This is a genomic window from Pseudomonas fluorescens, from assembly GCF_900215245.1.
Taxonomy (GTDB): Bacteria; Pseudomonadota; Gammaproteobacteria; order Pseudomonadales; family Pseudomonadaceae; genus Aquipseudomonas; species Aquipseudomonas fluorescens.
On sequence record NZ_LT907842.1, the window covers coordinates 5,113,259 to 5,126,490 of the forward strand.

The 13,232-nt window shown below is 61.8% G+C and carries 8 protein-coding genes; 5 read left to right on the forward strand and 3 right to left on the reverse strand.

Annotation, left to right across the window (positions count from 1 at the left end; translation table 11 throughout):
* The first annotated feature begins 114 nt into the window (after positions 1-114).
* From treS to CPH89_RS23800, 3 genes are read left to right on the forward strand one after another with little or no spacing between them, the layout of a single operon-like run.
* Positions 115-3,462, forward strand: a complete 3,348-nt coding sequence (gene treS, locus CPH89_RS23790; protein WP_053256317.1) for a maltose alpha-D-glucosyltransferase — start codon at positions 115-117, stop codon at positions 3,460-3,462.
* Positions 3,459-5,696 (forward strand): 1,4-alpha-glucan branching protein GlgB, encoded by a 2,238-nt coding sequence (gene glgB / locus CPH89_RS23795; protein WP_053256316.1) that lies wholly within the window; start codon positions 3,459-3,461, stop codon positions 5,694-5,696. The genes treS and glgB overlap by 4 nt, the downstream gene beginning before the upstream one ends.
* A 50-nt stretch (positions 5,697-5,746) precedes the next feature.
* Positions 5,747-6,913 (forward strand): GGDEF domain-containing protein, encoded by a 1,167-nt coding sequence (locus CPH89_RS23800; RefSeq protein ID WP_053256315.1) that lies wholly within the window; start codon positions 5,747-5,749, stop codon positions 6,911-6,913.
* Positions 6,914-6,929: 16 nt separating this feature from the next.
* On the opposite strand, the gene CPH89_RS23805 is transcribed toward CPH89_RS23800, so the two are convergent.
* The 3 genes from CPH89_RS23805 to CPH89_RS23815 all read right to left on the reverse strand — a co-directional run bounded on the left by CPH89_RS23805 (position 6,930) and on the right by CPH89_RS23815 (position 11,438).
* Complete coding sequence (locus CPH89_RS23805) at positions 6,930-9,116, reverse strand: hybrid sensor histidine kinase/response regulator (RefSeq protein WP_053256314.1); 2,187 nt, start codon at positions 9,114-9,116, stop codon at positions 6,930-6,932.
* 174 nt (positions 9,117-9,290) lie between these two features.
* Positions 9,291-10,142, reverse strand: coding sequence for a CAP domain-containing protein (locus CPH89_RS23810; RefSeq protein ID WP_053256313.1), 852 nt, complete (start codon positions 10,140-10,142; stop codon positions 9,291-9,293).
* A gap of 81 nt (positions 10,143-10,223) precedes the next feature.
* Positions 10,224-11,438 (reverse strand): MFS transporter, encoded by a 1,215-nt coding sequence (locus CPH89_RS23815; RefSeq protein ID WP_053256312.1) that lies wholly within the window; start codon positions 11,436-11,438, stop codon positions 10,224-10,226.
* A gap of 113 nt (positions 11,439-11,551) precedes the next feature.
* On the opposite strand from CPH89_RS23815, the gene CPH89_RS23820 reads away from it, so the two are divergent.
* Positions 11,552-12,436 (forward strand): LysR family transcriptional regulator, encoded by an 885-nt coding sequence (locus CPH89_RS23820; RefSeq protein WP_053256311.1) that lies wholly within the window; start codon positions 11,552-11,554, stop codon positions 12,434-12,436.
* Positions 12,437-12,492: 56 nt separating this feature from the next.
* A complete protein-coding gene (locus CPH89_RS23825) occupies positions 12,493-13,164 on the forward strand; it encodes a GNAT family N-acetyltransferase (RefSeq protein ID WP_053256310.1) in 672 nt (223 codons plus the stop codon).
* The last annotated feature ends 68 nt before the right edge of the window (positions 13,165-13,232 follow it).

The following is a 13,232-nucleotide window of genomic DNA, read 5'->3' on the forward strand; positions in this document are numbered from 1 at the left end:
TAGCCGTTTATCAGTGACACGTTGATTGCCTGACACGCGACTATCGCAGGCCCGCCAGCGCCCGCCTCGAACCCGCCCCTTCAGGTCAATGTTCAAGCATTTCAGGAGTTTCCAATGGCGAAGAAACCCAAGGCTGCCACCTTTATCAAAGACCCGCTCTGGTACAAGGACGCGGTGATCTACCAGGTACACGTTAAATCCTATTTCGACTCCAATAACGACGGCATCGGCGATTTTCCCGGCCTGATTGCCAAGCTCGATTACATCGCCGACCTGGGCGTGAACACCATCTGGCTGTTGCCGTTTTACCCCTCGCCACGCCGCGACGACGGCTACGACATCGCCGAGTACCGTGGTGTGCACAGCGACTACGGGACCATGGCCGACGCCAAGCGCTTTATCAGCGAGGCACACAAACGCGGGCTGCGGGTGATCACCGAACTGGTGATCAACCACACTTCAGACCAGCATCCCTGGTTCCAGCGGGCGCGCAAGGCCAAGCCGGGTTCGGCCGCGCGGGACTTCTATGTGTGGTCGGACGACGATCAGAAATACGACGGCACGCGCATCATTTTCCTCGACACCGAAAAGTCCAACTGGACCTGGGACCCGGTGGCCGGCCAGTACTTCTGGCACCGGTTCTATTCCCACCAGCCGGACCTCAACTTCGACAACCCGCAAGTGATGAAAGCGGTATTGTCAGTGATGCGTTACTGGCTGGACATGGGCATTGACGGCCTGCGCCTGGACGCGATTCCGTACCTGATCGAGCGCGATGGCACCCACAACGAAAACCTGCTGGAAACCCACGACGTCCTCAAGCAGATCCGCGCCGAGATCGACGCCCATTACCCCGACCGCATGCTGCTCGCCGAAGCCAACCAATGGCCGGAAGACACCCAGTTGTATTTTGGTGATAAAAAAGGCGACGACGGCGACGAATGCCATATGGCTTTCCACTTCCCGTTGATGCCGCGCATGTACATGGCGCTGGCCCAGGAAGATCGCTTCCCCATCACTGATATTCTGCGTCAGACCCCGGAGATCCCCGCCAATTGCCAGTGGGCGATTTTCCTGCGCAACCACGATGAGCTGACCCTGGAAATGGTCACCGACAAAGAGCGCGACTACCTGTGGAACTACTACGCCGCTGATCGTCGCGCCCGCATCAACCTCGGCATCCGCCGGCGCCTGGCGCCGCTGATGGAGCGCGACCGCCGCCGCATTGAACTGCTCAACAGCCTGTTGTTGTCGATGCCCGGCACGCCGACGTTGTATTACGGCGACGAAATCGGCATGGGTGACAACATCTATCTGGGCGACCGTGATGGCGTGCGCACGCCGATGCAGTGGTCGATCGACCGTAACGGCGGTTTCTCCCGCGCCGACCCGGCCAGCCTGGTGCTGCCGCCGATCATGGACCCGCAGTACGGCTACCTGTCGGTAAACGTCGAAACCCAGGCCCAGGACCCGCATTCGCTGCTGAACTGGACGCGCCGCATGTTGGCGGTGCGCAAACAGTCCAAAGCCTTTGGCCGCGGCAGCTTGAAAATGCTCTCGCCGAGCAACCGCCGCATTCTGGCGTATACCCGCGAATACACCGGGCCAGACGGGCGCAACGAGCTCATCCTGTGTGTGGCCAACGTGTCGCGCAGTGCCCAGGCGGCTGAGCTGGACCTGTCAGCCTTTGCGGGCATGGTGCCGGTGGAAATGCTCGGCGGTAACGCGTTCCCGCCCATCGGTCAGCTGAATTTTTTGCTGACCCTGGCGCCGTACGGCTTCTACTGGTTCGTGCTCGCCGCGGAAAACCAGATGCCGAGTTGGCACGTCGAGCCTGCCCAGAGCATCCCTGACTTCACTACCCTGGTATTGAAAAAACGTATGGAAGAGTTACTCGACGAACCGTGCCGCACCACGCTGGAGCACACCTCGCTGCCGGCCTGGCTGCCTAAGCGGCGCTGGTTCGCCGGCAAGGACACGGCCATCGACAGCGTGCGGATTGCCTACGGTGTGCGCTTTGGCGATCCACAGCATCCGGTGCTGCTCAGTGAGCTGGAGGTGAGCAGTGGCGGCCAGGTCAGCCGCTATCAGCTGCCGTTCGGCTTCCTGGGTGAAGACCAGTTCACCAGCGCGTTGCCCCAGCAATTGGCCCTGGCCCGTGTACGGCGCGCCCGCGAGGTCGGCCTGGTGACCGATGCGTTCAGTCTTGAGCACTTTATCCGTGCCGTGATCAAGGCCCTGCAGGCGGGCACGGTCTTGACGACCGACGACGGCGATTTGCGCTTTGAGGCCACTTCGCACCTGGCCAACCTGCCATTGAACGACGAGTCGCAAGTGCGCTACCTGGCCGCTGAGCAGTCCAACAGTTCGGTGGTGGTCGGCGAGAGTCTGGTGCTCAAACTGATCCGTAAAGTCAGCGCCGGGGTGCATCCGGAATTGGAAATGAGCGCTTACCTGACCGCAGCCGGGTATCCGAACATTTCGCCGCTGTTGGGCTCGATGATTCGCCACGACAGCGCAGGGCAGGACAACCTGCTGATGATTGCCCAGGGCTATCTGAGCAACCAGGGCGACGCCTGGAGCTGGACCCAGAACAACCTCGAACGCGCGATTCGCGACGAACTCGCAGAGGCGATTTCCGAGCAGGAACAGCACTACAACGCGTTGGGTGAACTGGCCGACTTCGCCGCGTTGCTCGGCCGGCGCCTGGGTGAAATGCACGGGGTATTGGCAGCGAAAACTGCCAATGCAGACTTCAAGCCTGAAGTCACGACGGCCAAGGATACCCAGGCCTGGGCCAAGGATGTCGGGGCACAGATCGAGCGTGCGCTGCAATTGCTCAAGCTTCATCAAAACCAATTGAACCCTGCCGATCAGGCGCTGGTCAGTGAGTTGCTGGCACACAAAAAAGCCATTGGCAGTCACGTGCAGGCCTTGGCGAAAGCCACGGCCGGCGGGCTGCGGATTCGTGTCCACGGTGACTTGCACCTGGGTCAGGTACTGGTGGTCAAGGGCGATGCTTACCTGATCGACTTTGAAGGGGAACCGGCGCGGCCGTTGCATGAACGACGTGGCAAGCACAGCCCCTACAAAGATGTGAGTGGCGTGCTGCGCTCGTTTGATTACGCCGCAGCGATGGCCCTGAATGTGCAAGGGGTGGATCATTCGCCCGAGGCGGACACTGCCCGCAAGCGTGTGACGGATCGATACCTGAGTGAAGCGCGTGCGGCTTTTACGCAGGCTTATCATCAGGCTACGTCTACACTGGCGCATGACTGGCAGGAGGCCGACGGCCAGAGTGCCGCGCTGACGTTGTTCAGCCTGGAGAAGGCCGCGTACGAAGTGGCTTACGAAGCGGAAAACCGCCCGACCTGGTTGCCGGTGCCGCTACAAGGTTTACACGGCCTGCTCAGCGGGCTTACACCTATATCGAAAACTGCACGCGGTGGGGAGACGTCATGAGTTTTACACATAGAGAACCGCTGCAACCGAAATTGACTGCCATGCCGGCACCCAAGGACATTGAAGCCCTGGTACGCGCCGAGCACCACGATCCATTCTCGATTCTCGGCCCGCACGACGATGAGCAAAATGGCCAGTTCATTCGCGCCTTTTTACCGGAGGCCTTGAGCGTTCAGGTATTGGCACGCGACAGCGGTGAGCCGATCGGCAGCCTGGATGCGACCCAGGTGCCGGGCTTGTTTGTCGGGCACTTCAACACCCGCCAGGACTACCTGCTGAAAATCCAATGGGCCGGCGGTGAACAGATCACCGAAGACCCTTACAGCTTCAACCAGTTGCTCCTGGGTGAAATGGACCTGTACCTGTTTGCCGAAGGCAATCACCGCGACCTCAGCAGCTGCCTGGGTGCTCAGGTGACCAGTGTCGATGGCATACCGGGCGTGCGCTTTGCCGTCTGGGCGCCGAATGCCCGGCGGGTGTCGGTGGTGGGCGATTTCAATATCTGGGATGGCCGTCGCCATCCGATGCGCTTGCGTCACCCCTCCGGCGTGTGGGAAATCTTTATCCCGCGCCTGCAACCAGGCGCGGCCTACAAGTACGAAATCCTTGGCGCCAACGGGATTTTGCCGCTGAAGGCCGACCCGATGGCGCTGGCGACTCAACTGCCGCCGGACACCGCTTCGAAAGTCGCCGCGCCGTTGCAGGTGGATTGGCAAGACCACGCGTGGATGCAGGCGCGGGCCGACAAGCAAAAGCCCACTGCGCCGTTGTCGATCTACGAGTTGCACGTAGGCTCCTGGCAGTGCGAGCTGGATGAGGCTGGTGAAGTGTCCCGTCAGTACGGCTGGCGCGAACTCGCTGAACGCTTGATTCCGTATGTTCAGCAATTGGGTTTCACCCATATCGAGCTGATGCCGATCATGGAACACCCCTTTGGTGGCTCCTGGGGCTACCAGGCGTTGTCGCAATTCGCACCGACTGCGCGTTTCGGTTCGCCGGAAGACTTCGGGTTTTTCGTCAATGCCCTGCACCAGGCCGATATCGGCGTAATCCTCGATTGGGTGCCGGCGCATTTCCCCACCGATATCCATGGCCTGGCGCAGTTCGACGGCACCGCGCTGTACGAATACGCCAACCCGCTGGAAGGCTTCCACCAGGATTGGGACACGCTGATTTACAACCTCGGCCGCACTGAAGTTCACGGGTTCATGCTGGCCTCGGCGTTGCATTGGCTTAAACACTTCCATATCGATGGTTTGCGTGTGGATGCGGTGGCGTCGATGCTGTACCGCGACTATTCGCGCAAAGCCGGCGAGTGGGTGCCCAATCGCTATGGCGGTCGTGAGAACCTCGAAGCCATCCACTTCCTGCGTCATCTGAACGATGTGGTCGCCCTCGAAGCGCCGGGTGCGTTGGTGATTGCCGAAGAATCCACGGCATGGCCCGGTGTCAGCCAGAGCACCCAGCAAGGCGGGTTGGGCTTCAACTACAAGTGGAACATGGGCTGGATGCACGATTCGCTGCATTACATCCAGCAAGACCCGGTGTACCGCGCCCATCATCACAATGAGCTGAGCTTCGGCCTGGTCTATGCCTGGTCCGAGCGTTTTATCCTGCCGATCTCTCACGATGAAGTGGTGCACGGCAAACACTCGTTGATCGACAAGATGCCCGGTGATCGCTGGCAGAAGTTTGCTAACCTGCGCGCCTACCTGAGCTTCATGTGGATGCATCCGGGTAAAAAACTGCTGTTCATGGGCTGCGAATTCGGCCAATGGCGCGAGTGGAACCACGACCAGCAATTGGACTGGTACCTGCTGCAGTACCCCGAGCACCGGGGCGTGCAAAAGCTGGTGGGCGACCTCAACCGCCTCTACCGTGAAGAGCCCGCGCTGCACGAACAGGATGATGCGCCTCAAGGTTTCCAATGGCTGATTGGCGACGACGCAATCAACAGCGTTTATGCCTGGTTGCGGTGGAGCAAGGACGGCAAACCGGTGCTGGTGGTCGCTAACTTCACCCCGGTGCCGCGTGAGGCGTATTCGGTAGGGGTGCCGTTTGCCGGGCGCTGGAGCGAGGTGATCAACAGCGATGCCGACACGTACGCCGGCTCCAATTACGGCAATGGGGGAGAGGTGTTTACCCAGGATGAACCGCAGCATGGGCAGCCGGTATCGCTGTCGCTGAATTTGCCGCCATTGGGTGTGCTGATTTTGCGCCCGGAAGCGCTTTAAAGGCTCTAGCAACCGGATTCTGTTGTCCGGGGTACTGGCAGGGTGCCACAATGGCACCTTTGTTGCGGCAGTTGAAGCAGGCGTATTTCATGAATGGCCTTGGGCTTGGGCAGGACCAGGATTGTTTTATCGAAGAGCAGGTGCGAACTGACCGTTTGCACCAGCTGTTTCGCCAGTCGTTCGCTGCCATTTTCGGCAGTTACCTGGGCGCCGGCATGCTCTGCTGGCTGTGCTGGGACCGGTTTGATCACACGGTCATGCGCACCTGGCTGGTGGTGCTGGGGGTGACGTCACTGCTACGGCTGAAGATGTTCATGGACTGGTTTCGTTGCGCGAACAGTCTGCGTACGCCGGCGCGTTGGGAGCGCCGCTACTGGGTGACGTTGATGCTCTCCGCCGCGACCTGGGGCATTGGCGCATTGGCTGTCATGCCGCCGGACGACCGTGTGTCCCAAGTGTTGGTGATTCTGTTTGCCGTGGGTATGTCGGTCAGCGCGGTCTCCTGTTATTCGGCCTACCGTTATATGACGTTGGGCTCCATGTCTCTGGTGTTATTGCCGAGCACGCTGTGGTTACTGTTTCAGCCCTCGCCCATGCAAGTGGGCGTGGCGATTGCAGTGCTGGTGTTCTCGACTTTCGTGGTCAGCGCCACGCGCAAACTGTCGGATGCCCTCGAAAAAGCCTTTCGCCTGACCCGGCAAATGGAGCGCGCCCACACCATTTCCACACGCGCCGCTCAGACTGACGAGCTCACCGGGTTGATGAATCGTCGCGCGTTTTTTGAACATGCCCACCTGTTGTATGCGCAGTGTCGCCAACACCGACAGCCGCTGAGCGCGCTGATGCTGGACATGGACCACTTCAAGGCCATCAACGATACCTACGGCCACCAGGCCGGCGACCAGGTTTTGCGCCAGGTTGGCGGGGTGATCAGCGCGTCGTTTCGCCAGGCCGACGTGTATGGTCGGCTTGGCGGCGAGGAATTTGCCGTGTTGTTGCCCAATACGACACTGGAGACTGCACAGGGTATTGCCGAACAATTGATCACGGCGATTGCCGGCCTGGCCTCCGAGCCGGTACAGGGGCTGACCGCGAGCCTGGGGGTGGCCACCACCCGCAACCCCGATCAGGACCTGCACAGCCTGATGAACAGCGCCGACAAAGCGCTGTATCGCGCCAAAGCCATGGGCCGCAATCAGGTCGTGGTGGCGGAGTAGGCGGGCTGAGTAGGGTTCAGTCTCGCCGCATCGACCTGGCCAGTACGCGCGCCACCTGGTCGGCCGAGTAGGGCTTTGCCAGGAAGTCGACGCCCTCGTAGGCGCTGTCGGCCAGCTCTTCGCTGTAGCCCGAGGTCAGTACCACCGGCAGGTTGGGGCGCCGTTGGCGCAGCAGCCTGGTCATTGCCACGCCGGTCATGCCGGGCATTACCACGTCCGAAAAAATCGCGTCGAACCCGCTCACGTCCGGACCGGCCAGCGCCAGTGCCTGTTCGGCGTCGGTTGCCCACGTGGTCTGGTAACCCAGGTCCTGCAGGATCTGGTTGGCGAAACGGCCCACTTCGAGGTTGTCTTCCACGATCAGGATATGCCGCAGTGTGGTGTCAAACGCCGGGCTGGGGGCTTCCTCGGCTGGGCCGAGCTGCCCGGCCACAGGCTGCGCCTCGGGCAAATACAGGGTGAACACGCTGCCCTGGCCGAGGGTGCTGGTGACATCGACGTTGCCTCCGGACTGCTTGGCAAACCCGAACACCTGTGACAGCCCCAGGCCAGTGCCTTTACCCACGGCCTTGGTGGTAAAGAATGGTTCGAAAATACGCTCGACGGCGTCGGCTTCAATGCCGCTGCCGGTGTCGGCCAGCGCAATGCTTACAAACGGCTGGTGTGCGTGTGCATCGCCACGGATGCGCGGTAGCGCCGCCACACTCGCCACGCGCAGGGTCAGGGTGCCTTGACCCTCCATGGCATCGCGGGCATTGAGCGCGATATTGATCAGTGCGGTTTCAAATTGGCTGGAGTCGACGCACACATAGCAAGCCTGTTCCGGCAATTGGACCTGCACCTGAATGCGCGCACCGGTCACGCTTTCGAGCATCTCACCGATGTTCTTGACCCGCTGGCCAACGTCAAAGACTTCCGGGTTGAGCGGTTGCCGGCGGGCGAAGGCGAGCAGTTGGCTGGTGAGCTTGCTGGCGCGTTCGACGGTGTCTGACACGGCGCCCATGTAGCGTTGGCGGCGTTCTTCGGACAACCCCGGCTGGCGCAGGAAGTCCACCGAAGAGCGAATGATCGTCAGCAGGTTGTTGAAATCGTGGGCCACACCGCCAGTCAGCTGGCCGATGGCTTCGAGCTTCTGGGACTGGTGCAACGCGGCTTCGGCCTGGGTCAAGGCGCTGGTGCGTTCTTCAACGCGTTGCTCCAGGGTGGCGTTCAGTTCGGTAATGGCGGCCAGGCCCTCGCGTACGGCGGCGTCGGCGCGCACCCGTTCGATATGGGCCCAGGAGCGCTCGGTGACTTCACCCACCAGTGCCAGGTCATACGGCGACCACACGCGTGCGAATTTGTGGTGCACGGCCATCAGCGCGGTCAGGCGGCCGTTCTTGATCAGCGGGAAGCACGCAGTCGCCGTGACGCCCAGTGCCTGAAAGACAGCGGACACCTCGGCGGGCATTTCCAGGCGGTTGTCGCCAATCACAAACGGCTCACCTGCGCGCAGGCGGCTTACGGCCAGCTCGCCGAACGCTGCCAGGCTGTAACGGCCGACGATACTGGGCGAGCCCGGCGCCGACCAATTGTCGCGAATGGTGAAGCCGTCTTCATCGGCCTCCATATCGGCATAGGCGCAAATCGACACCTGCAGGTGTTCGGCCAACAGACGCGTGGTGGTGGTCATGATGGCTTCGGCATCGCTGCAGTGGGTCACGGCGCTGCCAATTGCATCCAATACGGCCAGGCGGCGAGAGAGGAATACGGTCGCGGTGGTTTCGGTGACGGTGTCGAGCATGCCCACGACCCGGCCTTGCGGGTCACGCACAGGGCTGTAGCAAAACGTGAAGTACGCTTGCTCCGGGCCATTGCCACGCTCAACCACCAACGGGTAGTTTTCGATGTAGGTCGGGTGCCCCTCAAAGGCGGCGTTGGCGATAGGGCCGATGTCATCCCACGCCTCACGCCAGATTTCGCTGAACGCCCGCCCAAGCGAATCAGGTTTATCGCCAAGAATAGGAATAAACGCATCGTTGTAGAGCGTGATCAGGTGGGGGCCCCAGATGATGGACTGGGGGAAGCTTGAGGCAAAACACAGCGCAACCGTGGTTTTGAGTACGTCGGGCCATTGCTCCAGCTCGCCGAGCGGCGTACTGGCCCAATCATGCTGACGGACGCGCTCAGCCATCTCGCTGCTGCCTTGCAGCCAATTCATCATTGGGTGGATACCTTATTGCCACGGTCTTCAGGGGGAGCGCTGATTATATCAGCGCATCCAGCTACAGACCGGAATCCCTGCGGCCAGTTCAGCGGAATCAGCGCGGGGATGGCAATTTGATGTTCCACCCATTGAACCGATCGACCTACCCGGCGCAGAGGCGCCCCCAGCCGGCTATTGCGTGCCGAACACTGCGGTCCAATAAATCCCCGCGTCACTCTTCGGGTCCATGGCATAGGCTGCCCCCAACTCGCGAAATTGCGGGTTCATCAGGTTGGCGCAATGGCCCGGGCTGGCCAGCCAGCCGTCCACGACCTTGCGTGGGGTATCGAGGCCGGCGGCAATGTTTTCGCCGATGTTCTTCGCGATATAACCGGACAGTTCCGCACGGTCGCCGGGTGTGCGGCCGTCATGGTCCAAGTGGTCGAAGAAATTGCCGTTGGCCATATTGCGTGTGTGGCTGTTGGCGGCATTGGCCAGCGCGTCGTTCCACGACAGCGGTGTGGTCGCGGTAAATGCCTGGGTGCCGCACTGGCGTGGTTGTTCCCGGGCGGCGTTGACCAGGTTGAGGATTTGCTTGCCTTCGGTCTGCCAATCCCCGAGTCCGCTGGACAGCAGCGGGCGGGCCAGCACGATGCGCCAATCCTGGCCGCTGTTACTCACGCCGATGTCGACAAATTGCGGGTCGAGCACCACGCGACAGAAACTTTCGCGCACCGCTTTCATGGCCGCGTCGGCGTTTTTGGGGCCGGAGAGGCTGATGGCTTGCACATTCACCATCGGGTACGCAGCCCGCGCCAGCGCTTGCTGCAAGTCGCCGACATTGGTCGCCGGCAGCACCAGTCGCGTGTCGCTGGCCAACGGTGGCAGTTCCTGGGAACCCTGGTTACCACAGCGCTGTACCTGGCTGCGGTATTCGTTGATCTGTTGCACTAACTGACTTTCTTCATTCGCCATCGCGCTGGCGCAGAACGCCAGACTGGCGGCCAGCGTCGTAAGACCCATCATCAATGACAGCACGCGCATGGACGTTACCCTTGAGCTTGAAAGTGCCCATGATGCGCGATGTAACCCGGTCTGGCGCAACGCCTTTTTTGTTTTTTTGCCTCAACGGACGTTCTGCGGGCAGTTCTCGGCGCTATTGCGGCGCCAGGCAAAGGTGCTCGCAGTGACGATCAGCGCGAGTGCCACGCCGAAGGTTACGTGCAGGCCATTAGCCACGGTTTGCGCGGTCGCATGGGTCACGTCGGGGCTGGCCCAGGCAAAGACTGCGCCCAGCGCCCAGGCACCGAAAATCAGCCCGAGGTTGCGTGACAGGTTCAACAGGCCGGAGACCGTGCCACGGCGTGCGGGCTCGACATCATTCATCACTGCGGTGTTGTTCGCGGCCTGGAACAGGCTGTAGCCCAGGGTCAGTAGAATCAGTGAGCCAAGGTAGGCGATCAAGCCCGAAGCCACTGCCAGCAACAGCGCGCCGAGCCCCATGACGCCCAAGCCCGCGTGGGTCATGCGCTGGCTGCCCAGCCGGTCGGTAAGCTGGCCTGCCGGTAGGCCATTGAGCGCCGACACACAAGGCCCGACGGCCATTGCCAGGCCCATCCAGGCAGCATCCAGCCCCAGACCACGGGATAGATAGAACGGCCCGACCACGAAGGTGCTCATGATCACCGCCGACACCAACGCACTCATTGCCAACCCTGCGCGCAACGCCGGGTCCTTCAATGGCCGCCAGAACCCATCGCCCGAGGTGGCCGCGGGGGCCTGCCGATCAGCCGGCAAATAAAGAAAGGCGAGGGCCGCGGCCAACATGCCCAACGGCGCCCCGACCAGAAACAGCGCACGCCAGCCCCACAGGCTGAGCAGCATCCCGCCGACGCTGGGACCCATGGCGGTGCCGACGGCCGACATCGTGCCCAGCCAGCCCATCACGCGGCCGGTGCGCTCTCGGGAGACGGTTTCGCCGACCATCGCCAGTGTCATCGCCATCATCACCGCTGCACCCAAGCCTTGCAGGACGCGTGCGCCAATCAGCCAGGGCAATGACGGTGCGACAGCGCACAGCGCGCACGCAGCGGCGAACAGCAGCAAACCGCTGAGCAACAACCGACGGCGGCCGAGCCGATCCCCCAGGCGGCCGGCGTTGACGATAACTGCGGTGATTGCGAACAGGTACGCGAGCACCACCCACTGCACCGCGTGGAAGGATGCATTGAAGACGTGCGCCAGCGCCGGTAAGCCGACGTTGGCGATGCTGGTCCCCAGCGAGGCCAGCAACATGGACAGGGACAGGCAGACAAGAGCGCCGCGAGAAGAGGTGTGCATGGAGGATTCCTTGAGTGAACGCTGCTGTCACAAATCTACGTCGTCGCCTAACATGGCGGAAGACGCATGGGTTGCAGCTAATACCTGCAGCCAACGCCTGATAAGGAGCGCCAATGCCCGACCTGAACTTGCTGATTACCCTGGATGTGTTGCTCACCGAAGGCAGCGTCGCGCTGGCCGCCAAGCGCCTGCGCTTGAGCCCGTCGGCCATGAGCCGTGCGCTGGCACGGCTGCGTGAAACCACCGGCGACCCGTTGTTGGTGCGTGCCGGGCGTGGTCTCGTGCCGACCCCGCGTGCGCTGGCGCTGCGTGAACAGGTCAGCCGCTTGGTTCAAGACGCCCAGGCGGTGCTGCGGCCCGCGCAATCCCTGGACATGCGCCAGGTGGTGCGCACCTTCACGCTGCGCTCCAGCGAAGAATTTGTCGAAAATCTTGGCCCGGCGTTGCTGGCGCGCATCGCCCAGGAGGCGCCCGGCGTGCGGCTGCGCTTCGTCAACAAGACGGACAAGGACAATGCCTTGCTGCGCGATGCCAGCGTAGACCTGGCCATCGGCGTGGTCGACGCCACGGCCAGCCCCGAGGTGCTGACCCAGGCGTTGTTTCGCGATCGCCTGGTCGGCGTAGTGCGCAGCGGTCATCCGCTGAGCCATGGCGCGGTCAGCGCCGAGCGTTTTGCCGAGGGCCAGCATGTCTACGTGTCACGGCGCGGGTTGGACCGTGGCGAGGTCGACGACGCGCTCGACGCCCAAGGCCTCAAGCGCCACATCAGCACCATCGTCGCCGGGTTTGCCACGGCCATCGCCCTTGCACGCGACACCGACCTGATCGCCAGCGTGCCCGAGCGCTACACCGCCAATCAGCGCGCGGGTCTGTATAGTTTCGCGTTGCCGCTGGCACTATCGACATTTACCCTGTCCATGCTCTGGCATCCACGCCTGGATGGCGACCTCGCCCATCGCTGGCTGCGTGGTTGTTTGCGTGAGGTGTGCGGGCACTGAACCGGCCGCAGCAGGTACAATCGCGGCTGCCTTGACGCGAACCCCCAGGAATTTGCATGTTCAGCCTTACCCGCTATACCGCGCCGTGCCCCGAGTCGATCAACAGCCAGATCCTGCAGATGGTGGTGGACAACCTCACCGACATCAGCAGCGTTGCGCTGGCACCGAGTAACTTGCTCTACAACATCTATCAATACGCCATTGGTTTTGAGGTGCACCTGTACCTGGAGGCACTGGATGGGTCCAAAGGGGTTGCGGTTGAGTTAGTTGTGGCGATGGAGGAGGAGCAGCTGATCGGCTTTTGCCTGTACCTGCCCGTGAAGGATGATCCGCAGGCCTGCGGTATTGCCTTCATGGCCGTGCAGGCAGGTTTCCGGCGTCAGGGGGTGGCGCGCGCGATGATGCGCGAGGTATTGGCACGCTATCCCCATGCCGAGTTGGCGTGTGCCGTGGAAAAGGTGCCGGCCTTCGCCGCCATGGGCTTTCAGGTACGCGGCGCGCGGGGCACTCAGGTGTTGATGAACACACGCGATTACGGCACGGATGGCTTGATGGCGGTGCTGGACGTGGCAGCGATATACAGCTCGCTGGAGGTGCGGCAGATTCATACCTACCTGCTGCAAAAGCACGGCAAGCGTGCCATGGTCGACGCCGAGAAGCAGCGCGATCGGCATCTTGATCAGCTGACACGCAAGGTTCAGCGGTTTGTAAGTGAACACCAGGCCTGAAGCAAAAAACCTCCCAAGGGAGGTTTTTTTATTGCTGCGTCAGATGGCCGGGCGTGGTCACGCGCCCG